This window comes from Bradyrhizobium sp. USDA 4502 (genome assembly GCF_054063355.1).
Genome location: NZ_JBSSGF010000001.1, coordinates 8,666,487 through 8,689,189, shown reverse-complemented (window position 1 = coordinate 8,689,189; position 22,703 = coordinate 8,666,487). Strand labels below are relative to the sequence as shown.

At 65.3% G+C, this 22,703-nt stretch carries 23 protein-coding genes and 1 pseudogene; 9 read left to right on the top strand and 15 right to left on the bottom strand.

The features are described 5' to 3' along the window. Positions 1 to 42: 42 nt before the first annotated feature. Positions 43 to 1,728 (bottom strand): outer membrane beta-barrel protein, encoded by a 1,686-nt coding sequence (locus tag ACVW1B_RS40565; RefSeq protein ID WP_456822920.1) that lies wholly within the window; start codon positions 1,726 to 1,728, stop codon positions 43 to 45. 261 nt (positions 1,729 to 1,989) lie between these two features. On the opposite strand from ACVW1B_RS40565, the gene ACVW1B_RS40560 reads away from it, so the two are divergent. Then, positions 1,990 to 2,997, top strand: coding sequence for a KpsF/GutQ family sugar-phosphate isomerase (locus ACVW1B_RS40560; protein ID WP_057016246.1), 1,008 nt, complete (start codon positions 1,990 to 1,992; stop codon positions 2,995 to 2,997). Positions 2,998 to 3,097: 100 nt separating this feature from the next. On the opposite strand, the gene ACVW1B_RS40555 is transcribed toward ACVW1B_RS40560, so the two are convergent. Next, positions 3,098 to 3,637: a carboxymuconolactone decarboxylase family protein gene (locus ACVW1B_RS40555; protein WP_456793677.1), complete on the bottom strand. Its 540-nt coding sequence runs from the start codon at positions 3,635 to 3,637 to the stop codon at positions 3,098 to 3,100. Between the two features lie 87 nt (positions 3,638 to 3,724). On the opposite strand from ACVW1B_RS40555, the gene ACVW1B_RS40550 reads away from it, so the two are divergent. Beyond that, the gene (locus ACVW1B_RS40550) at positions 3,725 to 4,060 is read left to right on the top strand and encodes a winged helix-turn-helix transcriptional regulator (protein ID WP_456822919.1); all 336 of its coding nucleotides are present in this window, start codon (positions 3,725 to 3,727) and stop codon (positions 4,058 to 4,060) included. A 153-nt stretch (positions 4,061 to 4,213) separates the two neighbouring features. On the opposite strand, the gene ACVW1B_RS40545 is transcribed toward ACVW1B_RS40550, so the two are convergent. The 3 genes from ACVW1B_RS40545 to hemH all read right to left on the bottom strand — a co-directional run bounded on the left by ACVW1B_RS40545 (position 4,214) and on the right by hemH (position 6,942). Further along, positions 4,214 to 4,660, bottom strand: a complete 447-nt coding sequence (locus ACVW1B_RS40545) for an NfeD family protein (protein ID WP_172648663.1) — start codon at positions 4,658 to 4,660, stop codon at positions 4,214 to 4,216. A gap of 41 nt (positions 4,661 to 4,701) precedes the next feature. Beyond that, the gene (locus ACVW1B_RS40540) at positions 4,702 to 5,706 is read right to left on the bottom strand and encodes an SPFH domain-containing protein (protein WP_076827695.1); all 1,005 of its coding nucleotides are present in this window, start codon (positions 5,704 to 5,706) and stop codon (positions 4,702 to 4,704) included. 198 nt (positions 5,707 to 5,904) lie between these two features. After that, the gene (gene hemH, locus ACVW1B_RS40535; protein WP_456822918.1) at positions 5,905 to 6,942 is read right to left on the bottom strand and encodes a ferrochelatase; all 1,038 of its coding nucleotides are present in this window, start codon (positions 6,940 to 6,942) and stop codon (positions 5,905 to 5,907) included. Between the two features lie 111 nt (positions 6,943 to 7,053). On the opposite strand from hemH, the gene ACVW1B_RS40530 reads away from it, so the two are divergent. Next, positions 7,054 to 7,452, top strand: coding sequence for an MAPEG family protein (locus ACVW1B_RS40530; protein ID WP_016842609.1), 399 nt, complete (start codon positions 7,054 to 7,056; stop codon positions 7,450 to 7,452). A 48-nt stretch (positions 7,453 to 7,500) separates the two neighbouring features. Here the strand turns inward: ACVW1B_RS40530 and ACVW1B_RS40525 are convergent, their stop codons facing one another. From ACVW1B_RS40525 to ACVW1B_RS40510, 4 genes are all read right to left on the bottom strand, one after another. Further along, a complete protein-coding gene (locus ACVW1B_RS40525) occupies positions 7,501 to 8,337 on the bottom strand; it encodes an IS5 family transposase (RefSeq protein WP_076824982.1) in 837 nt (278 codons plus the stop codon). A 192-nt stretch (positions 8,338 to 8,529) separates the two neighbouring features. Continuing rightward, complete coding sequence (locus tag ACVW1B_RS40520; RefSeq protein WP_310881484.1) at positions 8,530 to 9,645, bottom strand: nickel/cobalt transporter; 1,116 nt, start codon at positions 9,643 to 9,645, stop codon at positions 8,530 to 8,532. Beyond that, complete coding sequence (locus ACVW1B_RS40515; protein ID WP_456823091.1) at positions 9,642 to 10,280, bottom strand: DUF1007 family protein; 639 nt, start codon at positions 10,278 to 10,280, stop codon at positions 9,642 to 9,644. Before ACVW1B_RS40515 ends, ACVW1B_RS40520 begins: the two co-directional genes overlap by 4 nt. A 13-nt stretch (positions 10,281 to 10,293) precedes the next feature. Continuing rightward, positions 10,294 to 12,381 carry a M3 family metallopeptidase gene (locus ACVW1B_RS40510; RefSeq protein WP_456777757.1) on the bottom strand — a complete coding sequence of 696 codons (2,088 nt, stop codon included), beginning with the start codon at positions 12,379 to 12,381 and terminating at the stop codon, positions 10,294 to 10,296. Between the two features lie 130 nt (positions 12,382 to 12,511). On the opposite strand from ACVW1B_RS40510, the gene ACVW1B_RS40505 reads away from it, so the two are divergent. The 6 genes and pseudogenes from ACVW1B_RS40505 to ACVW1B_RS40480 all read left to right on the top strand — a co-directional run bounded on the left by ACVW1B_RS40505 (position 12,512) and on the right by ACVW1B_RS40480 (position 17,480). Then, a complete protein-coding gene (locus ACVW1B_RS40505) occupies positions 12,512 to 12,772 on the top strand; it encodes a hypothetical protein (RefSeq protein ID WP_168857868.1) in 261 nt (86 codons plus the stop codon). A gap of 671 nt (positions 12,773 to 13,443) precedes the next feature. After that, positions 13,444 to 14,587, top strand: a pseudogene (locus tag ACVW1B_RS40500) (type III PLP-dependent enzyme). A gap of 131 nt (positions 14,588 to 14,718) precedes the next feature. Then, positions 14,719 to 15,336: a GNAT family N-acetyltransferase gene (locus ACVW1B_RS40495; protein WP_456777758.1), complete on the top strand. Its 618-nt coding sequence runs from the start codon at positions 14,719 to 14,721 to the stop codon at positions 15,334 to 15,336. 11 nt (positions 15,337 to 15,347) lie between these two features. Further along, on the top strand, positions 15,348 to 15,515 hold the full coding sequence (locus tag ACVW1B_RS40490) for a hypothetical protein (protein WP_456777759.1): 168 nt from the start codon (positions 15,348 to 15,350) through the stop codon (positions 15,513 to 15,515). Positions 15,516 to 15,607: 92 nt separating this feature from the next. Further along, entirely contained in the window at positions 15,608 to 15,997 is a 390-nt protein-coding gene (locus tag ACVW1B_RS40485) for a RidA family protein (RefSeq protein WP_076827703.1), read from the top strand. Between the two features lie 40 nt (positions 15,998 to 16,037). Then, entirely contained in the window at positions 16,038 to 17,480 is a 1,443-nt protein-coding gene (locus ACVW1B_RS40480; protein ID WP_028341360.1) for a homospermidine synthase, read from the top strand. A 126-nt stretch (positions 17,481 to 17,606) separates the two neighbouring features. On the opposite strand, the gene ACVW1B_RS40475 is transcribed toward ACVW1B_RS40480, so the two are convergent. From ACVW1B_RS40475 to ACVW1B_RS40450, 6 genes are all read right to left on the bottom strand, one after another. Next, entirely contained in the window at positions 17,607 to 18,347 is a 741-nt protein-coding gene (locus tag ACVW1B_RS40475; RefSeq protein ID WP_456777761.1) for an acetoacetate decarboxylase, read from the bottom strand. Between the two features lie 119 nt (positions 18,348 to 18,466). Continuing rightward, entirely contained in the window at positions 18,467 to 18,799 is a 333-nt protein-coding gene (locus tag ACVW1B_RS40470) for a hypothetical protein (RefSeq protein ID WP_253604469.1), read from the bottom strand. A gap of 81 nt (positions 18,800 to 18,880) precedes the next feature. Continuing rightward, positions 18,881 to 19,597, bottom strand: a complete 717-nt coding sequence (locus ACVW1B_RS40465) for an MgtC/SapB family protein (protein ID WP_038384367.1) — start codon at positions 19,595 to 19,597, stop codon at positions 18,881 to 18,883. A gap of 98 nt (positions 19,598 to 19,695) precedes the next feature. Further along, a complete protein-coding gene (locus ACVW1B_RS40460; protein ID WP_456822917.1) occupies positions 19,696 to 20,715 on the bottom strand; it encodes a WD40 repeat domain-containing protein in 1,020 nt (339 codons plus the stop codon). Then, entirely contained in the window at positions 20,715 to 21,770 is a 1,056-nt protein-coding gene (locus tag ACVW1B_RS40455) for a CobW family GTP-binding protein (RefSeq protein ID WP_225163849.1), read from the bottom strand. The genes ACVW1B_RS40460 and ACVW1B_RS40455 overlap by 1 nt, the downstream gene beginning before the upstream one ends. Positions 21,771 to 21,825: 55 nt before the next feature. Then, entirely contained in the window at positions 21,826 to 22,698 is an 873-nt protein-coding gene (locus ACVW1B_RS40450) for a metal ABC transporter substrate-binding protein (protein WP_253604471.1), read from the bottom strand. Positions 22,699 to 22,703: the final 5 nt, after the last annotated feature.

Genomic DNA, 22,703 nt, shown 5'->3' with positions numbered 1-22,703 from the left:
GCACGACACCTCATTTGAGATGCGACTTAGGCATCCTCACCGCTAATTCTGCACCCGCACGCCGAGCATCACCACCGTCGACGCCGAGCTCTGTCCCGGCTGGTTGGAATCCAGCCAGTCGCGGCGCAGCGTGCCCTTGATCCAGAGGCTGCGGGTCATCTTGTAGATCAGGTCGCCTGACACCGAGTAGATCGTGTCGTTGCGGTTGTCGCCCTGGTAGTCGAGCGTGCCGTAGGTGAACTTGCCGATGCCGGTCAGCCAGCGGCGGAAGTCGTGGTCGACCTCGACGGTGTAGGTGCGTGACAGCACGCCCGAGGTGCCGGGCAGCGTGGTCTCGCCGATCTGGGTGTCGGAATAGAATTTGGCCGTGGTCAGCGGCGTCGCGGTCCAGGTCAGCGAGGCCGTTGTGAGCAGGCCTTCGAGTCGGCTAAGCCGCGGGTCGACATAGTCGCGCATCGCATAGCCGATCGAGATCTCACCGAACAACAGCCGGGTGAACTCGAACGACGTACCGACCTTGGCATAACCGCCCGACGAATTGCGCGCGTAGCCGTTGCGGTCGAGATAGAGATCATGGAAGCGGCTGTCGCCCTCCACTTCCACGAACGGCTTCACGGCCGGATTGAGCTCATAGCTGACGCGGCCGACACCGCCATACTGCGTGAAGTTGCGATCGTCGTTGGACGACGAGGTGCCGTCGGTCAGCTTCGACCACTGATAGTCGGTGCGGTCGACGGTGCCGCCGAGCGAGACCTGCATGCGGTTGAAATTCTGGTCGATGCCGAAGGTGCCGCCGACGGTGGTGTAGATCGGATATCTGGCGAGGCCGGCCTGCACGTTCGGGCTGCCGGGATTGTCGGTCGAGACCAGCAGGCGGGCCTGCGCCGTGAGATGCGTGTATCTGGAGACGTCGAGCCGGCCGTCGACATGACCGGTGAAGTTCGGACGGTCGATGTCGAGCGGCGCCGACAGCGGTGTGCCGTTGGCGTTCGGCGTCAGCTCGGAGCCATAGCCGGTGAAGGAGCCGCGCAGATCGGCGACGACGGCGTGACGCTCCCAGTCGGAGACCGCGAGGAATTCCGGCGCGACCATGTAGAACGCCCTGCCCTGCGGCGAGTAGAGCCGGCCCGGATTGGTGTCGTAGCCCGCCATCACCTCGACCGCGGTCTTGACCATGAACGAGCCGGCGTAGTCGCCGACCGCGCCGAACGGATCGTCGTCGATCTTGAGCCGCTTGCGCGGCGGCTGGCCGACGATGGTGCCGGCCATCGCCGGCGGCAGCGGCGTCTTGTTGGCGGTCTCCGAGGGCGGGATCGACAGCCGCAGCTGCCCCGTGCCGTTCAATGGCACCGGCGTCGGCGGCGGCGAGCCGGGTCCCGCCGGCGGCTTCGGCTTGGCCTGACCCGGATAGTATTTCGGCTTCTGGCGCTTGCGGTTGAGCGAGTCGTAACCCGACGTCGAGGCGCCGTTCGCCGCGGGGAGCCCGTAGGTCGGGACCTGCCCGATCCGCGTCGTCGTTGATGTCGATGAAGACGATGACGAACGGCGATCGCGATCGGCGTCGGGCAGCTTCAGGCCATTGAGGGGATCCATGGCGTCGGCCGTGGTCCGGCGCAGCGGCGAATCCTGCGTGATCACCTGGCTCTGGCGATTAGGGCTGAACAGATCGGGCGTCACGGTCTGGGCCGCGGCGAACCCGGTGGTCACGGTCAGCGCCAGGACGGTCACGGCAGGGCATGGCAAAACCGCGCGGACGAGGCGTCCACGCCGGTCTTGGCCGCTTGCTGGCCGCCGCAACACGATGGAAAAACTCCAACGAATTCACATACTTGTCGGACGCACTCCACCGGGCGGCGGAAAACGTCGTTAATGGAGTTAAAACAATTATGGTTAATGAGCCGTTGAGGATCGGCCGCCGCGCGTCGCATCGCGGAATCGAACGTGCTAAGGGAGACGCCCCGGGTGCAAAACCCTCCCTTGGAATCCTAAATGGCCAAACCGAAACCGCTGATGACCAAATCATCCGGCCCCGATGACGGCGCCGTTCAATCGGCGCTCCGCACCCTCGATGCCGAAGCAAGCGGCGTCGCAGCCCTCTCCGCGGCACTGAAGTCCGACCTCGGCGCGCCGTTCGCGGCGGCGTCCGAGTTGATCGGCAATGCCAAGGGACGGCTGATCGTCACCGGGCTCGGCAAGTCCGGCCATATCGGGCGCAAGATCGCCGCGACCTTTGCCTCGACCGGCACGCCGGCGTTCTTCGTGCACGCCGCCGAAGCGAGCCATGGCGATCTCGGCATGATCACGATCGATGACGTGATCCTGGCGCTGTCATGGTCCGGCGAGCAGCCGGAGATGCGCAACCTGATCGCCTATGCCGCCCGCTTCGGCATTCCGCTGATCGCGATGACGGCCGACAAGGACTCGACGCTGAGCAAGGCCGCCGACGTGCAGCTGACGCTGCCGAAGGCCCGCGAGGCCTGCCCGCACAATCTGGCGCCGACCACGTCCTCGCTGATGATGCTGGCGCTCGGCGATGCGCTGGCGATCGCGCTGCTCGAGGGCCGCGGCTTCACCTCGACCGATTTCAGCGTGCTGCATCCGGGCGGCAAGCTCGGCGCGCTCCTGAAATATGCCCGCGACCTGATGCATGGCGGCGACGCGCTGCCGCTGAAGCCGCTCGGCACCAAGATGTCCGATGCGCTGGTCGAGATGACCTCCAAGGGTTTTGGCTGCGTCGGCATCGTCGACCGCCACGGCCATCTCGTCGGCATCGTCACCGACGGCGATCTGCGCCGGCAGATGCGCCCCGACCTTTTGACGCTGTCGGTCGACGAGGTCATGACGAGGACGCCGAAGACGATCAGCCGTGACACGCTGGCCGGCGAAGTGCTGGAACTGCTCAACGCCTCGAAGATCACGACGCTGATCGTGACCGACGCCAAGAAGCCGGTCGGCATCATCCATCTGCACGATCTGCTGCGGGCGGGCGTGGCGTAGAGCCGCGCTTTCTTCCGTCATTGCGAGCGAAGCGAAGCAATCCATCTCTCCTCGCGCGGAGACATGGATTGCTTCGTCGCTTTGCTCCTCGCAATGACAACTATGCTGGAAATCTTGCCGCGGTTTCCTCCAGCGGCAGGGCCAGCGCGTTGGCGAGGTAGGAGACCGTGCGGTAGAAGCCGCACAAGAGGATGATCTCCAGAATCTGGTCCTCACCGTAATGTGCCGACAGCGCCGCGAATTCCTCCTCACTCAATGTCGCGCGGGCATGCAGCGCGTCGACTGCCGTGATCATTGCCTGTTCGGCCTGCGACCAACAGCCGGCATCGGCCGCACCGCGCACGGTGGCGTCGACCTGCTGCTCCGTCAGTTCGGCGGCGGCGCGGAACGCCGTGACGTGGACGCCCCATTCATACTCGCAGGCATTGAGTGCGCAGGTGCGGTCGATCACGATCTCCCGCGCCCGCAAGGGAAGCGGGCCGCGGTCCAGCAGGCTGCCGCCGCGAAACTTCTCCCAGGCGCGCGGATGGCCGGCCATCACGCGGAACAGCACCAGCGGCGGCTTGCCGCGCATGGTGCGATCGAAATGCTGTTGAACGTCCGCCGGATAGGGCGGATCGAGCGGCGCGAGGCGTGACATGGGCTGATCCCGTTGCTACATTTAATGTAGCGACACGCTACAATATCTGTAGCGACTCGCAAGAGGGATCCGAAAGGAATTCGCGATATGCCGAAGCAGGGCCCAGTCACAAGACCCGGCGTCCGCGGCTCGCGGTCCGGCCGCCCGATCATGGCGCTGCTCGATTTATTGGGACGGCGCTGGACCTTGCGCATCATCTGGGAGCTGCGCGAGGGCGCGCTGACCTCGCGCGCGCTGCGCACCGCCTGCGACGAGGCCTCGCCGACCATCCTGCAGACGCGATTGACCGAGCTGCGCGAGGCCGGGTTCGTTGAACTATCGGAGGATGGTTACGGCCTCACCGCGCTCGGCCGCGAGTTATTTGCGACATTCACGCCGCTCAACCGCTTCGCCGAGCGCTGGAGCAAGCAGGGCGGCAGCTAGACCTCGGCGGCCATCAGTGTGTAGCCCGCATGAGCGGAGCGACATGCGGGACCGGTTTCCCCGGGTATCGCTGCCTCACCCGGGCTACGGATTACTCGCCCGAAGCAGCATCCGACGCTCGGGGCCGAGTCGTCGTCAATGGCTCAGGCCAGACTAAGCGATCGCCACCGTCAGGCTGGCACCGTCGGCGCGGACCACCTTCACCCGGCTGCCGGCCGGCGCATCGGGGCCGGCGACGCGCCACACCGTGTCGTCGATCCGCACCGTGCCAGATCCGTCGATGATCGGCTTCTCCAGCGTGAATTCGCGGCCGACCAGGGCTTCGTTGCGGCGGTTGAGGAACGGGTTGGTCTTGCTGGCCGCCGTCGCGCCCTTGGCAAAATGCCGCCATGCCGGCACCGCCAACGCGGCGAACACTGCGAACATCAAGAGCTGTATCTGCCAGGACGGCGTGAAGGCGAACGACAGCAGGCCCACAAGGAGCGCCGCGAGCCCGAGCCAGAACAGGAACACCCCGGGCGCCGCAAGCTCCAGCGCCATCAGGATAAAGCCGAAGATCAGCCAGTTCCAGGTACCCAATGTCGAAAACATCTCGGCCATGACGTGACCTCTACCATTGCGGGCGCGACGCCGTCACGCCCTCACCGCTGCGGCGGCACCGGAGGCGGCGCCGTCGGACCGGCCGGCGGCACCGAACCGCCGCGCCGTGCTGCGGCCGTGGCGGAGGCCGCGCTCTCGCCGAAGGTGGCGCGGGCGATCTCGCCGATGCCGGCCAGCGAGCCCAGCACGCTCGAGGTTTCGATCGGCAGCATCAGGACCTTCTGGTTCGGCGATTCCGCAAGCTGGCCGAACGCCTTGATGTACTTGTCGGCGATGAAATAGTTCAGCGCCGCGACGTCGCCCTTGGCAATCGATTCCGACACCATCTGGGTCGCCTTGGCTTCGGCCTCGGCGAGCCGTTCGCGCGCCTCGGCGTCGCGGAAGGCGGCCTCGCGGCGGCCCTCGGCCTGCAGGATCTGACCCTGCTTGGCGCCCTCGGCGCGCAGGATCTCGGATTGCCGCTGGCCCTCGGCCTGCAAGATGTCGGCGCGTTTGACGCGCTCGGCCTTCATCTGCCGGCCCATCGCCTCGACGAGGTCGGCCGGCGGCACGATGTCCTTGATCTCGATGCGGTTGACCTTGACCCCCCAGGGCGAGACCGCGGCGTCGACCACGCGCAGCAGCCGCTCGTTGATCTCGTCGCGATGCGACAGCACCTGGTCGAGATCCATCGAGCCCATCACCGAGCGGATGTTGGTCATGGTCAGGACGGTGATCGCCTGGTTGAGATTGGCGACCTCGTAGCTCGCCTTGGCGGCATCGAACACCTGGTAGAACGCGACGCCGTCCACCGTCACGGTGGCGTTGTCCTTGGTGATCACCTCCTGCTCGGGGATGTCGATCACCTGCTCCATCATGTTGATCTTGCGCCCGATGCGGTCGAAATAGGGCACGATCAGATTGAGGCCGGGGGACAGCGTGCGGGTGTATTTGCCGAACCGCTCGATGGTCCAGTCAAAACCCTGCGGAACGGTCTTGATCCCGGCGAACAGCGTAACGATGACGAGAAGAACAAACGCGATCGCGAAAACGTCGAAGCCAGTCATAAAGTCCTCCAGGGCCGGCGAGACCGTCGCCAGTCACGGTCGTGCATTGGTCGGCAGGACCGCTCCGCCGGTTCAGCCGGCTGTTGTTCTCCCTAGCACATAGGAAGCTGCTGTCGGATGACCAGATGCCAACGAATGCCCGTGCCCGGTGTCACGGATCGTTAACAATCAAATCCAGCCTTGTTAAATCCAGCCTTGTTAGATCCAGCCTTGCAGCTCGCGCAGCACGAGCTGGCGGATCACGTCCATGCCGCCGTCGCTGTCGTTGAGGCAGGGGATCGCTGCGAATTGCTCGCCGCCATTGTGCCGGAAGATCTCGGCATTCTCCTGCGCGATCTCCTCCAGCGTCTCCAGGCAATCGGCGGAGAAGCCGGGCGTGACCACGGCAATGCCCCGCACGCCGTCCTTGGCGAGTTTCTCGACCGTCTTGTCGGTATAGGGCTGCAGCCACTCGGCCTTGCCGAAGCGCGACTGGAAGGTGAGGATCAGCCGGTTGGCATCGAGCCCGAGCCGCTTGCGCAGCGCATTGGTCGTGGCGATGCATTGCGCCTGATACGGATCGCCCTTGTCGACATATTCCTTCGGCATGCCGTGGAACGAGGCGACGATGATCTCGGGCTGGAACGGCAATGTCGCAAGGTGCGCGTTGATCGAGACCGCGAGCGCCTCGATGTAGTCGGGATCGTCGTAGTAAGGCGGCGTCACCCGCAGGATCGGCTGCGCGCGCATGCCGGCCAGCACGCGAAACGCCTCGTCGCAGACCGTCGCCGACGTCGCGGCGGAATATTGCGGATAGAGCGGCACCACCAGCAGCCGGCCGCAGCCCTGCGCCGCCAGCGCCTCGATGCGCTGCTTGATCGAGGGGTTGCCGTAGCGCATCGCCCAGTCGACCACGACGTGGTCGTGATCGGCGATCGCCTCCGCCAGCTTGTCGGCCTGCGAGCGCGTGATGGTCTTCAGCGGCGACTCGTTCTTCTCGGTGTTCCAGATCTTCAGATAGTCGCGCGCCTTGCGGGCCGGACGGACCCGCAGGATGATGCCGTTGAGGATCAGCTTCCAGAGCAGGCCCTGATCCTCGATCACCCGCGGATCGGACAGGAATTCCTTGAGGTAGACCCGCACGCCGGCGGCATCCGCCGTATCGGGCGTGCCGAGATTGACCAGCAGCACGCCGACGCGTTCCGGCTTCGGCGCCCCGGCAGGCTTCGCGCTCTCGAAGGGGATCACCGTGCTCATGGCCTTGCGCTAGATATCCTTCGCCTGGGAGCTTTGGGCTTCGCGCGTTGCTCCAACCTTGTCAAGCCGAGTGCGGGTTGGCTACGTTCCCGTGCGGAATAAGGGGGAACCATGACGATCGCCGAATGGTGCGTCTTCGGGACGCTGATGCTCTCGCTGCTGACGATCGTATCGGTGAAGTGGACCGGCTTCCGCAGCTTCGACAATGCCAGACCGCGCGATCCCGACTTCTACGACGATCCGATCCGCTCGCGGGCGCTCGGCGCGCACCAGAACGGCATCGAAGCCTTCCCGTTCTTCGCCTTCGCCGTGCTGCTCGCCGAATTCCGCGTCGGCCCGCTGCGGCTGATCGACGAGCTCGCCGTGCTGTTCCTGATCGTGCGGATCGCCTACGTCTTCACTTATATCGGCAACCGCCCGACGCTGCGCTCGATCCTCTGGAGCATCGGATTTGCGATCAACATCGCGATCTTCCTGCTGCCGGCGATCAGAGGGTATCTGACGAGTTGAGTGCGAATCCGCTCCCCTCCCCGTCATCCTGAGAGTCTGACTCATAAATCACCCAACCTTAGCTGCAGCCGCGAGTCTGCGGGTCAGGAGCCTGATGTGTGCAATCAGCAGCCAGGCAGCTTCGGTTGCCACCGTCGCCTCGAAGTCCTTGGCGAGGCGGCGGCATCTGCCGAACCAAGCAAATGTGCGTTCAACCACCCACCGCCTCGGCAGAAGCTGGAAGCCTTTGACGCCTTGAGGCCGCTCGACGATCTCGACAGTCCATGGACCGCAGTCTGAGAGCGCGTCGAGGAGTTGATTTCCGCGGTAGATCCGGTCGGCAAAGACGTGGCGCAGCCGGGGGAAGTTCATCCGCACGTTCTTCAGCAGCGGTACGGCGCCATGGCAGTCCTGAACGTTGGCCGGATGAACATGAACCCCGAGGAGGAGGCCATTGGTATCCGTCACGATATGCCGCTTGCGGCCGTAGATGCGCTTGCCTGCATCGTAGCCGCGCGGTCCGCCAGCTTGCGTGGTCGGCGCACTTTGACTGTCGATCACGGCTGCCGTCGGCTTCGGTGTCCGTCCAAGCTTTTTTCGCGCCCGTCGGACAAGCACGCTGACAATCCTCTGCCACCGGCCTGTATCCCGCCATCTATAAAAATAGCCCTGCACCGTCGAATAGGGCGGGAACTCCTGCGGCAACGCCCGCCACTGGCAGCCGGTCGAAACGATATAGAGGATCGCTTCGATCACACGACGCAGCTCCGTCTTACGCGGCCGGCCGCGCCGGTTCGCTCGCGGCAACAGGCGTCTGATCACCGCCCACTCCGCATCGGTCATATCGCTTGCATAACGCAGATCGTCCCGCCGATATTGCTCCCGAGTGATCTTGGTCCAGGGCATCGTGCTCTCCCTCGAATCTTTGCAAATCCGATGGAATCACACCCCACTGAGATCACTCACCCATTTTTCAGTCAGGCTCTGAGGAGCGCGTAGCGTGTCTCGAAGGATGCACGGCCCGGCTGGTGGCCGTCGATCCTTCGAGACGCCTGCTACGCAGGCTCCTCAGGATGACGGATAACCTGGAGTGGGACCCTACAGGCACGTCGCCCGTTCGGCCGCGATGTAGCCGAACAGCAGCCCGAGCCCGAACAGCAGCACAAGGCCCGCGGCGGCGAACTCCAGGCCGCGCATGATCACCATGCCGCCGCCGTCGCGCGCCGCGCTCAGCCGCTCGGCCACGCCGCGCGCCGACACCGCGACCAGCGCGATCGCCGCCACCGTGATGGCGGTGCCGAGCCCCATCACGAAGGTCGCGGCAATGCCGGCCCAGAACAGGCCCTGCGCCAGCGCGAACACCAGCACCAGGATCGCGCCCGAGCAGGGCCGGATCCCGACCGTGAGGATCGCGCCGAGCCCCCGCCGCCAGCCGCCGGGACCGGCGAGCTCGGCCGGCGTCGGCCCGTGCGAATGGCCGCAATGCTCGTCACGGACGTGCTGCGCGTCATGCCCGTGATCGTGACCGTGATCATGATGATGCCCGTGATCGTCATGCGCGTGACGGTGATGGTGATCATGGCGGTGGTCGTGGTGATCGTGATCATGGTGGTCGTGATGATGCGCGCCGGCCATCGCCAGCGCCGGCCGCGGCGCCTGCAGGGCGCGGAAGAAGCTGCCGCCCTTGACCCACACCAGCCGGGCGCCGAACGCCGCGATCAGCGCGTAGCTTGCGATCTCGATCGCCTTCTCCGCCCCGCACATCGTCTTCGCGGTCGCGTTGAGCAGCCAGGCACAGATGCCCACGATCAGAACGGCGACCACCGACTGCATCAGCGCCGAGGCGAACGACAGCACGATGCCGCGCCGCGCGGTCTCGCGATTGGCGACCATGTAGGACGAGATCACCGCCTTGCCGTGGCCGGGGCCGGCGGCATGGAAGATTCCGTAGGCAAAGGAGATCGCAAGCAGCGTCCAGACCGCCGAACCGTCGGATTTCGCGGCGCGGATGGTCTGGGAGATCTCGCGGTAAAACTCCGACTGTTTCGCCAGCAGCCAGCCGACCAGGCCGCCCTGCGGCTCCGCCGCGCGCGGCGCGCCGAACGGATTTTGCGCCAGCAGCGCATGAACGGCGCCATCAAGCAATGCTATTGCAGCGACCACGGCGGCTGTGACGACGAGGCCGCGCGTCATGCGCGAGACGGTCGGCGTCATGGGCACTCCACCGAGACCTTGTTGGCGAACATCATGCCGAAATTGCCGTTGCCGCCGTCGAGAAAGGTCTGCTCGCCGAGCTTCTGCGCGGCTGCGGTGCCGTCGCTATTCGGCCGTTCGAACTGCATCTTGCAGCCCGCCGCGGCGCCGACCAGCTTGACCGGCTCCTTCTCGGCATACTGGAAGTCGATGAAATAGGTCGGGTCGAACACTTCGAGCGCGAGCTGCCTGGCCTTGAACGGCGTCTTCACCGGCAAGGTGAAGTGCAGCGTCAGCGCCGAATCCTTGTATTCGAGGAAATAGTCGACCGGCTCGGTGAACTTCTGCTTCTTGCCGTCGCCCTTGGCGAAGGTGAAGTAGGCGTATTCCTTCAGCGATTCGACATTGGTCTGCGCCAGCGGCGCCAGCTCCTCGCGGCTGTAGGCGCCCTTCACCTTGGTCTCGATGCCCTGCAGCGCGTAGGTCGAGAACATGTCGTCAAACGTCCAGGCGTGCCGGACCCCGGTGATGGTGCCGTCGGGCGCGTAGATCAGCTCGCTCCTGGCGACGATCCAGACATGCGGATGGGCCTCGGCGGCCGCCGTGCCGAGCACGACGGACACCGCAAGCACGAGCCAGCCGATCAGCCGGTTCAACGACGGCCGCACCTCAGGCCGCCTCGGGCGTTTCGAGCAGGCCGCGACGGCGCAGCAGCGCGTCCGGCTCGGGCTCGCGGCCGCGGAAGGCGACATAGGCCTCCTCCGGATCGCGCGAGCCGCCCGACGAATAGATGTCGTCATGCAGCCGCTTGGCGGTCGCGGGATCGAAGATGTCGCCGGCCTCCTCGAAGGCGCCGAAGGCGTCGGCGTCCATCACCTCCGACCACATGTAGCTGTAGTAGCCGGAGGCATAGTGGTCGCCGGAGAAGATGTGGCCGAACTGGGTCGGCCGGTGCCGCAGCGAGATTTCGGCGGGCATGCCGATCTTCTCCAGCTCCTTCTGTTCGAAGGCGCGGACATCCCAGCTCGCCGCTGCCGGCTGGGTGTGGAATTCGAGGTCGACCAGCGCAGAGGAGACGAACTCCACGGTGGCAAAGCCCTGGTTGAACTTGCGCGCGGCAAGGAAGCGCTTGAGCAAATCGTCCGGTAGTGCCTCCCCGGTCTCGTAGTGGCGGGCGAAGCGCTGCAGCACCTCGGGCCGCTCCTGCCAGTGCTCATAGAGCTGCGAGGGCAGCTCGACGAAGTCGGTGAACACGCTGGTTCCGGACAGTGACGGATAGGTCACGTTGGACAGCATGCCGTGCAGGCCATGGCCGAACTCGTGGAACAGGGTCCGCGCGTCGTCGGGCGACAGCAGCGACGGCGCGCCATCGGCGCCCTTGGCGAAGTTGCAGACATTGATGACCAGCGGCGCGACGGCACCGTCGAGCTTCTGCTGGTCGCGCAGCGAGGTCATCCAGGCGCCGGAGCGCTTCGAGGGCCGCGCGAAGTAGTCGCCGTAGAACAGCGCCTTGTGCTGGCCGTCGCGGCCCTTGACCTCCCAGACCCGGACGTCCGGGTGCCACACCGGGATATCCTTGCGCTCCTCGAAGGTGACGCCGAACAGGCGGGTGGCGCAGTCGAACGCGGCCTCGATCATGTGGTCGAGCACCAGATAGGGCTTGATCGCGGAATCGTCGAAATTGGCGCGGCGCTGGCGCAGCTTCTCGGCGTAGTAGCGCCAGTCCCAGGACGCGAGGGTGAAATTGCCGCCCTCCTCCGCGATCAGCGCCTGCAGCGCGTCGCGGTCGGCGAGCGCCCGCGCTCGCGCCGGCTTCCAGACCCGCTCCAGGAGGCCGCGTACGGCCTCCGGCGTCTTGGCCATGGAATCCTCGAGGCGGTAGGCGGCGTAGGTCGGGAAGCCCAGGATCTTGGCGGTCTCCTCGCGCAGCCTGAGGATCTCCACGATGGTGGCGTTGTTGTCGTTGGCGTTGCCATTGTCGCCGCGCGCCGTGAAGGCCTTGTAGACCTTCTCGCGCAGGTCGCGCCGCGACGAGCTCTGCAGGAACGGCTCGACCGAGGAGCGCGACAGCGTCACGATCGCCTTGCCTTGCATGCCGCGCTCTTCCGCCGCAGCCTTGGCAGCCGCCACAAATGTGTCGGAGAGGCCGGCGCGGTCGGCCTCGCCGAGCTCCATGAACCACTCCTGCTCGTCGCCGAGCAGATGGTGGCTGAACGAGGTGCCGAGATGGGCGAGGCGCTCGTTGATCTCGGCCATGCGGGCCTTTGCCGCATCGTCGAGGCCGGCGCCGGAGCGGCGGAAGCGGGTGTAGGTGCGTTCCAGCAGCCGCATCTGCTCGCCAGTCAGGCCGAGGGAGGCGCGCTTCTCGTGCAGCATGGCGATGCGGCCAAACAGCACAGCGTTCATCATGATCGGATTCCAGTGCCGCGCCATCCGGGGCGACACCTCCTTGTCGATCTCCAGGATCGCCGGGCTCGAATGCGCCGAGACCAGGTCGTAGAACACCGCCGAGACCTTCGACAGCAGCTTGCCGGAGCGCTCCAGCGCGGTGATGGTGTTGTCGAAGTCGGGCAGCGCCGGATCATGGGTGATCGCAGTCACTTCCGCGGAATGATCGGCGAAAGCCTGCTCGAAAGCGGGGAGGAAATGCTCCGGCTTGATCTCGGCGAACGGCGGCGTCTCGAGCGGCGTCCGCCATGCCTTCAGGAGGGGGTTGGCAAGAGCCTGAGCCTTGGCGTCTGCGCTGGTTTCTGACATCGAATGTCCCGTTTTTCGCCTTGAAAATGCTGCCCAATCTATATCACGCGATACGGCATTTTTGGGCCTTTTGCGCTTGATAGATGGGCACTTTTCGGAGAGATTGCGCCCCCTGAACAGGACCTATTTCATGACCATGCAGCCCTCCAACTCAGGCAACCGCACCATCGCCTGGCCAAGCGTCATCACCGTGATCTCGGCGGCGATCCTGATCGGCGCGGAAGTGTTCGGCGCGGCGTTCGCCGGCGGCTGGGCGCTCGCGATTCTGCTCGGGCTCGACGACGTCGCCGCGCACATCCTGCAGGCGGTGCTGTTCGGCATCGGCGTGCTGATCATGATCGCCTTCATCCGCGCAGCTCAGCGCGTCGAGCCGTTCACGCGTCGCGCGTGAGTTTGAGCGATTCAAGAAAGCACTGCGGCACAGGGCTAAAACGCACACACGCTTCGTTAGTCATTCTTAACAGCCGTTCATCTTCAGCGCGTCCGACGCGTGCTGCGCGCGACATCGCAAGCACGCGTTAGGGAAATTTGCCGCTATCGCAAAAAAATTCTTGCGCCACGAAGTCAAAAGACTTATTTCCTGCCTTGCCCAATTTCGCACGTGCCTGTGGTCGTGTGTCAGTCGGTAGGTATCCGGACAAGAGGCCGGACAGCCGCCAAGGGGTGGAAGAACCGAGGGTCGCTTACGTCCATCAGGACACGAGGCGGCCAGCATCTCTCTCCAGGGATGCCGTTGAAGGTCTCATCACTCTTTGCAACCGTGACTGGCAGCCGGAGGCGAACCGGCGCACCCCGCTCTCAACGGGGGACGCGACTTAAAGCAACGACGGATCGGGCTTTTTTGGTCTCTACCGGCGGTCCAACGCCGGCCCGGGCTACTGAAAAGGCTTGTCCTTCATTGCCAGGTGATCGGGCGGGAAACTCTCCCAACCAATCCACGGCAGCACAGTCTGGTTTGAGTCTCTTGGCCTCAACGCGCCTCCATCGCGCGATGTGGCCGAAGCGCTCTTACCCGACGTCACGTTGATGCGGATCCCGTCGCTGGGACCGTTGGAGAGTGCCATGACTGAACGTATCCAGGAATTCCTGCGCCACCGCCGCCAGGATGGACTCGACACCGAGCCGTGCCTCGTCGTCGACCTCGAAGTCGTGCGCGACAATTACCAGACCTTCGCGAAGGTGCTGCCGGACAGCCGCGTGTTCTATGCGGTGAAGGCCAACCCGGCGCCCGAAGTGCTGTCGCTGCTGGCCTCGCTCGGCTCCTGCTTCGACACCGCGACGGTTGCGGAAATCGAGATGGCGCTGGCCGCCGGTGCGACGCCGGACCGCATCTCCTATGGCAAACACGATCAAGAAGGAGCGCGACATCGCGCGTGCCTTCGCGCTCGGCATTCGCCTGTTCGCGGTCGATTGCGCCGCCGAGGTCGAGAAGATCGCCCGCGCCGCCCCCGGCGCCAAGGTGTTCTGCCGCATCCTCTATGACTGCGCCGGCGCCGAGTGGCCGCTGTCGCGCAAGTTCGGCTGCGACCCGGAGATGGCGGTCGACGTGCTCGACCTCGCCAAGCGCCTGGGCCTGGAGCCGTGCGGCATCTCGTTCCATGTCGGCTCGCAGCAGCGCAAGGTGAAGGCGTGGGACCGCGCGCTCGCGATGGCGTCGACCGTGTTCCGTGACTGCGCCGAGCGCGGGATCAACCTCACCATGGTCAACATGGGCGGCGGCTTCCCGACCAAGTACCTCAAGGACGTTCCTCCGGTCCTGCAATATGGCCGGTCGATCTTCCGCGCGCTGCGCAAGCATTTCGGCAACCAGATTCCGGAGACGATCATCGAGCCGGGCCGCGGCATGGTCGGCAATGCTGGAATCATCGAGACCGAAGTCGTTCTGATCTCGAAGAAGAGCGACGAGGACGAGGTGCGCTGGGTGTATCTCGACATCGGCAAGTTCGGCGGTCTCGCCGAGACGATGGACGAGTCGATCCGCTACGCCATCCGCACCCCGCATGACGGGGCGGACATGACGCCGTGCGTGCTCGCGGGCCCGACCTGCGACAGCGCCGACGTGCTGTACGAGAAGCTGCCGTATCCGCTCCCGGTGACGCTCGAGATCGGCGACAAGCTGCTGATCGAAGGCACCGGCGCCTATACGTCGACCTACTCGTCGGTGGCGTTCAACGGCATTCCGCCGCTGAAGACCTACCACATCTGACCCGCCTCGTTTTCGAGGCCCGATAAACCGGGAGCCGGCCCCGCCGGCTCCTTCCCGATCATTTTTGATTTTTCCTGAACGACGCTTGCCGCGGCGTACGACATGCCGTTGCAAGCGGGGACTGACGTGCCATGACTGCAAAACGGAACACCCCCGTTGCCCTCATCCGAGATGCCGCCCCGTTCGCGATCCGTGCGGAGCGTGGCTCGGACGTCGTCGCACGCGAAGCGCTGCTGGATGCCTGCTTTGGCTGTAATCGCCATACGCGCACCTGCCAGCGCCTGCGCGACGGACGCGCGCCCGCCGAAGGCCTGAGCCTTGCGGCCGTGCGCCAGGAAGGCCGGCTGGTTGGAACCGTGCGGTTGTGGCACGTCAGCGCGGGGGGCCGCAGCGCGCTGATGCTGGGGCCGCTGGCAGTCGATGACGACTGCCGCGGCCTCGGCGTCGGCGCCGCGCTGATGCGGCGTGCGCTGGCGGTGGCCAAGGCGCGCGGCCACGGCGCCGTGATCCTGCTTGGCGATGCGCCCTACTACGCCCGCTTCGGCTTCACGGCGGCCAAGACCGGCGAGCTGTCGCTGCCGGGCACGTTCGAGCGCGAGCGGCTGCTCGGCGTCGAGCTTGTCGCAGGCGCGTTGGATGGCGCCTGGGGCATGATCACGCCGACCGGCGCGCCGCTGCCCGAGGCCAAGGCACCGCGGACGCGATCCCGGACCCGGAAGGCACCGCTCGCCGTGCCGCACGCGGCGTAAGGCGGGCCGCCATGTCGGAGCACCTTCCCATCACCGATGGCGCGCGCCCGCGTTGGCGTGGCCTCGTCACCACGGTCATGCTGATTCTGATCTCGGTGATGATCGTCAGGGATATCCTGGGCCGGCGCTGGACCGGCACGCCGCCATCGTCGCCGGACAGCACGCTGCAGTCCCATTAGTGCCGGCCGCACCAGGCCTGAACCAAGGGGTTGCGCGGGCGCCAAAAATGCCCGTAAACCCCGCGCAAAGCCATTTTCAGTCGAGGTCCAATATGTCCCGCCGCCTGATTTCCACCGGCTCGCCCTTTGAGAAGACCGCCGGCTACAGCCGTGCCGTGATCGACGGCGACTTCGCCTTCGTCGCGGGAACCACCGGCTATGACTACGCCACGATGACCATGCCGGCAGATGTCACGAGCCAGTCACGGAACTGCTTCAAGACCATCGAGGCCGCCCTCAAGGAGGGAGGCTTTGCGATGGCCGACATCGTCCGCGCGACCTACTACCTCACCGACGCCCGTGACGTGGATGCCCATTTCGCGGTCTGCGGCGAGGTCCTCGGCGACATCCGCCCGGCCGCAACGATGCTGATCGTCGCGGGGCTCTACAAGCCCGAGATGAAGGTCGAGATCGAAGTCACCGCGAAGCGTCGCAACCCCTGATCCACCCTATCCGCCGCTAGGCACTCTCCTGGAGAAAATGATGAGCCCCGCCTCGCAGATCTACGCGAAGATCACAGGTCCCATTGTTATGATCGGCTTCGGCTCGATCGGCAAAGGCACGCTGCCTTTGATCGAGCGGCATCTCGATTACGACAAGTCGCGCGTCACCGTGATCGACCCCAAGGACGAGGGCCGCAAGGCGCATTGCGAGAAGCACAACGTCAAATTCATCCAGAAGGCCGTGACCAAGGACAATTATCGCGACCTGCTGAGCCCGCTGCTCACCGAAGGCGGCGGCCAGGGCTTTTGCGTCAATCTGTCGGTCGATACCGGCTCGACCGATATCATGGAGCTGTGCAACGAACTCGGCGCTCTCTACATCGACACCGTCAACGAGCCCTGGCTCGGCTTCTATTTCGATTCCTCGAAGGGCCCGGAAGCGCGCTCCAATTACGCGCTTCGCGAAGTGACGCTGGCCGCCAAGAAGGCGCGCCCCGCGGGCTCGACGACGGCCGTCTCCTGTTGTGGCGCCAATCCCGGCATGGTCTCATTCTTCGTCAAGCAGGCGCTGCTCAACGTCGCCGCCGATCTGAAGCTCAATGCCCCGAAGCCGAAGACCAAGGCCGAATGGGCGGACTTGATGCGGCAGGCCGGCGTGAAGGGCATCCACATCGCCGAACGCGACACCCAGCGCTCCAAGTCGCCGAAGGAGCCTGACGTCTTCGTCAACACCTGGTCGGTGGAAGGTTTCCTGTCGGAAGGCGTGCAGCCGTCCGAACTCGGCTGGGGCACCCATGAGAAATGGATGCCCGAGAATGCGCACACCCACGAAGCCGGCTGCGGCGCCGCCATCTATCTGATGCAGCCCGGCGCCAACACGCGCGTGCGCACCTGGTGCCCGACCCGCGGCGCGCAGTATGGCTTCCTCGTCACCCACAACGAGTCGATCTCGATCGCCGATTACTTCACGGTGCGTGACGCATCGGGCACGGCGATCTATCGGCCGACCTGCCACTATGCCTATCACCCGGCCGATGACGCCGTGCTGTCGCTGCATGAAATGTTCGGCCGCGCAGCGAAGATGCAGGAAAAGCACCACATCCTCGATGAGAACGAGATCGTCGACGGCATCGACGAGCTCGGCGTGCTGCTGTTCGGCCATGACAACAATGCCTACTGGTACGGCTCGCAGCTCTCCATCGAGGAGACCCGCAAGCTCGCGCCGTATCAGAACGCCACCGGCCTGCAGGTGACGTCCGCCGTGCTCGGCGGCATGGTGTGGGCGCTGGAGAATCCGAACGAAGGCATCGTCGAAGCCGACGAGATGGATTTCGATCGTCTCTTGGAAATCCAGCTGCCGTATCTCGGCCCGGTGAAGGGTTTCTACACCGACTGGACCCCGCTGACGGATCGTCCGGGACTGTTTCCGGAAGACATCGACACCAGCGATCCCTGGCAGTTCAAGAATATTCTGGTGCGCTGACAGGGTCATCCCGGGATGCGCGCTTAGGCGCGCAGACCCGGGATCTCGAAATCGTGGCGCGAGATTCGCAGGTGCGCGAGTGCGCACCATGGTCCATCGCCGACGCGATGCCCCGGAATGACTTCGTCATCTCGCCATGTAGTCGAACGCGACCGAGCCGAGGCCGAGCGTCAGGTCTGCCTTGAAATGCAGCGCCGAGACCACCTCGCGCACCGGCAGGCGGGCGACGTCGCACAGCGCGTGCGGAAACAGGCCGAGCGCGGCGGGGCCGGTCCAGGCCTCCTTCAGCGTGATGTCTTCCAGATGAAACCGCACCAGCTCGCAGATCCGCGGGCTGCCGTCGACATGCGGGATGATCTTCAGAATGAAGTTCGGCGCCGTCATCGACTTCAAGACGGTGTCGTGGTCGACCTTGCGATGCTTGTAGCCCATGGTGGCGGAGGCGCAGAGCACCGAGCCGTAATGCAGCGAGCCGACCAGCACATCGCTCTCGACCTCGATCCTGGGCTTTGCCAGCTTCTTCGGAAATCCCCACAGCTCGCGGCCGCCGGCGATCGGGCCTTCATCGTCGAGATACATTGCGTGGGTGTAGGCGCCCTCCTCACCCCTGAAGCGAACCGGGATCACCTGCCCGGTCTCGGTGTAGTCGCCGAAGCCGGTCGAGTCCGGCATGCGGATGAACTCGTACTTCACCACCGGCTCGGCGACCTCGAGCGGCTCCGGCACCACGGCGGCGAGCGCTTCCAGGTCGGTCTTGTAGGTGATGATGAAATATTCGCGGTCGAAGAACCGGTAGGGCCCCGGCGGAAACGACGGGTTGGTGAGCGGCATCGAATAGGCGGTGCGCCGGACGTCCTCGATCTTCATGGCAGGCCCCATCTGTCGTTGGCGAGACGACAGATTATGGAGGGCGCCGGCGGCGGAGGCGAGACCGTATAATCGGCAGCGTCCGTCAAATCCGCGTCACAATGCGGGCCGCGGCGCGCTTACTTTTTCTCGATCGGCGGCGCGGTCTTCTCCGCGGGCGCGGGCGGCAGCACCGGCTTGGCGCCGGACTTCCGTGCCTCATCGTCGGGACGCGCGGGCTGCGGCGCCGGCGTGGTCGGCCGCTCGCCGCCGGGCTTCGACTCGGCCGGTGGCGCCGTCTGCTGCGGCTCGGGCGTCGGCGTCGGTTGCAGCGGCTGGGTCGCCTGCGCGATCTCTTGCGGCGGAGCGGCATTGATCGCGTGCAGCGAAAGCACTGCGATCGCAACGCCCGCCGCCACCAGCGTCGAGGCGATCAGCATGTCGATTCGCAACCTGGTCCGATCCACAGCCATCTCGTTCACCTGCGCCTTGTCCGCGGGGTCAACGATCCCGCCACGGCATGGTTCCGAAGCGGTGCCTGCGGGAACCTCGGCTCAATCCGTGGTGCTGACCTCCCAGGTCGCGTGCCGCACGCCGGGCTGATGCTGCAGGTCGACCACCACGGCGTTCAACTCGTTGGGCTCGACCGCGGTCGAGACCAGCGTCGCCACGATCTCGAGGAAGTCGTCGCCGGCCTCGACCACGTCGACATCGGCAACCGGGTAGTTCGCTGCCTCCAGCTTCTCGACCAGGCGGTCGCGCATGTCGGGCAATGCCTCGGGAGTGACCGCGAGCTTGAAGTAGTAGGTCGCCTCCGAGGCCTTCTCGTTCAGCGGGATGCGGTTGATGGCGTTGACCAGCGGACGCAGCAGCGTGTTGCCGGCGATCACGAACACGGTCAGCGCCGCCGCCTGCGCCACGAGGTCGGCACCGGCGCAGGAGCCGACCGCGGCCGAGGCCCATAGCGTGGCCGCGGTGTTGAGGCCGCGCACGTCCATGCCCTGCTTCATGATGACGCCGGCGCCGAGGAAGCCGATCCCCGACACCACATAGGCGATCACCCGCACCGCGCCGTCGGCGCCGGCCAGATGCATCGCGAGGTCGACGAAGGCGGCAGCGCCGACCGCGACCAGCACATTGGTGCGCAGACCCGCGGTGCGCTGTCGGTACTGCCGCTCAGCGCCGATCAGGGTGCCGAATACAAAGGCCGTGGTCAGGCTGACCAGCGTGTCGATGAAGTCGGCGAGCTGGAACGTGGTGAGAAATCGCATGACGCTGCGGCCCCGGCGCGAGCTTCGTCTTTTGACGCGTTTTCTTCACGCGAACCGGTACCCACTTCGCTCGAAAACGCTTCGTCTGCCGCGATCTCTTACATTTCCACGATGCCCGCGTCACCATCTTCCGTGCCGAAGGCGAGCAGCGTGCCCTTGGCATTCCATCCGAGCGCCGACACCGCCGTGCCGGCGTTCCGGCGCACCAGGATCTCGGCGCCGTCCTCGAGCCGGACCATCAGCACGGTGCCGTCGGCATAGCCGACCGCCATGATGTCGTTCTTCGGATGGCAGGCGACCACGGCGACCCGCGCCGGCATCGGCGCCAGCATCGCCGGCTCCTTGCCCATCGGGCCGTCCTTGCTGGTGAACGGCCAGACGATCACGGTATCGGCGCCCGAGGTCGCGAGCCCCTTGCCGCCGACACTCCATGACATCGAGCGCACCCGGCCGGGATAGCCGCTCATCCGCATATGCCGGTTGTCGGCGAGCCGCCAGCCATGCATCGCGGGCTCGTGCATCGCGGTGACGAGGAATTTGTTGTCCGGGCTGAACATGACGGCGAGATGCGAGCCGGCCCATTCCAGAAACTCCGGATTGGCCGCCATGTTGGGAAACCACAAGGTCACGCCGTTGTAATGCGCGATCGCAAGCCGCAGGCCCTTCGGCGCAAAGGCTAGCCCGCCGACGGTCGACGGTACCTCGAAGGTTTTTTCCTCGCCCTTCGGATTGCGCACGAACGCGGTCTTGCCCGCCGACCATGCCAGCGTGCCGTCGCTGTGCAGGGCGACGTTGTCGATCCAGCGCCGCTTGGCGTCGGTCGCAATGACAGAGGTCTCGCCCTTGGCGTCGATCGCGATCAGCTTGCCGTCGTCACCGCCGGTGACGAGCCGCTTACCGTCGGAGGCGGCGCACAGGATGGCGCCGAAATGCGTCTGCGTCCGCGTGATCTCGCCGTCGGCGGTCGCGATCGCAACGCCCTCCTCGGAGCCGACGAAGAACGCGCGGTCGCCGAGGAAATGCACCGAGCTCACCGCCGCGCCGAGCGGCAGCGGCTTGACGCGGTCGGTGATCGAAACGATGGAAGAAGGGGCCTCGCCCAGATCGAACTCTTTCATCACGTGGTGATGCACTGCTCGAAGCCGTCGCGGATCGCCTGCTCGGGCAGTTCGCGACCGATGAACACGACGCGGCTCTCGCGCTTCTCGCCGTCCTTCCATTTCCGCTGATGGTCGCCCTCCAGCATCATGTGGACGCCCTGGAACACGTAGCGGTCGTCATCGCCGGTGAAGGCGAGGATGCCCTTCGAGCGCAGGATCTTCTGGCCCTCGGTGGCGACGAGCTGCTGCAGCCAAGGCATGAACTTGGTCGGGTCGAGCGGCTTCTCCGAACGCAGCGACAGCGATTGCATGTCCTCGTCGTGATAATGCTTCAACCCGGCATGGCCGTGCTCGTGATCATGGTGGTGGTGATTATGATCATGGTGATGATGATCGTGATCATGGTCGTGATCGTCGCCGGCCTCGAGGAAATCCGGCTCGATCTCCAGGATGCGGTCGAGATCGAACGCGCCGCGCTCCAGCACGTCGGTCAGCCCGACCTGGCAACGCTCGGTGCGGTGCAGCTTGGCATAGGGATTGATGCCGCGGATGCGGGCTTCGACCTCGGCGAGCTCGGGCTTGGAGACCAGGTCGGTCTTGTTCAGCACGATGACGTCGGCGAACGCGATCTGGTTCTTGGCTTCCGGCGCGTCCTTGAGGCGGTCACTCAGCCATTTGGCATCGGCGACGGTCACGACCGCGTCGAGCCGGGCGTTCTTCTGCACGTCCTCGTCGACGAAGAAGGTCTGCGCGACCGGCGCGGGATCGGCAAGGCCGGTGGTCTCGACGATGATGGCGTCGAACTTGCCCTTGCGCTTCATCAGGCCGTCCATGATGCGGACGAGGTCGCCGCGCACCGTGCAGCAGACGCAGCCATTGTTCATCTCGAACACTTCCTCATCGGCGCCGATAATGAGGTCGTTGTCGATGCCGATCTCGCCGAATTCGTTGACGATGACGGCGTATTTCTTGCCGTGGTTTTCCGACAGGATGCGGTTCAACAGCGTGGTCTTGCCGGCGCCGAGATAGCCCGTCAGCACGGTCACAGGAATTTTTTGCGAAGCTTCAGCCATAACAACTCCGAAGGAACTTAGGGCCGCGCTCAATCCAGGCAGGGAGGCCCCTGCCCTACTCGGCGAGCGCGCTGATCAGGGCCTTTATATTGTGCCTGACCATATCAATGTAAGTGGGTGCATCGCCCTTTTCGGCCGTCAAACCGTCCGAATACAGGGTGCCGCCGACCCGGGCGCCGGTCTCGGCCGCGATCCGCTCGATCAGGCGGGGATCGCTGATATTTTCGAGAAAAACTGCCGGAATTTTCGCAACCTTGATCTGGGCGATGATGGCGGCGATATCGCGCGCGCTGGGCTCGGAATCCGTGGACACGCTGAGCGGCGAGAAGAACGTGACGCCGTAGGCGTCGGCGAAATAGCCGAAGGCGCCATGGGTCGAGATCACCTTGCGCCGCGCCTCCGGCACTTTCGCCACCGCCTCATGCACCTCGCGGTCGAGCGCCTCGAGCTTGGCCAGATAGGCGTCGGCATTGGCCTTGAAGATGGCTGTGTGGTCGGGGGCCGCGGCGATCAGCCCGTCGCGAATATTGACGACGTAGATCTTCGCATTGGCCACGGATTGCCAGGCATGCGGATCGTCATGCCCGCCCATCTTTCGTGGCATGATCCCCTTGGTCGCCACCGCGACCGGCGCCTTGCTGCCCGAGGCCTGCAGCAGCCGCGGCATCCAGCCCTCGAAGCCGAGACCATTGATCACCACGAGCTTGGCGTCGGCGACCTTCTTGGCATCCGCCGGCGTCGGCGCGTAGACATGCGCGTCGCCGTCGGGCCCGACCAGCGCCGTCACGTCGACATTATTGCCGCCGACATTGCGCACCATGTCGGCGAGGATCGAGAAGCTCGCGACGACATTGATGCGCTCGGCGGCGCGCGCCGGTCCACTCGCCAGCAGCAGCGCCAGACCAATCAAACCGAACAATCGCCGCATCGTAC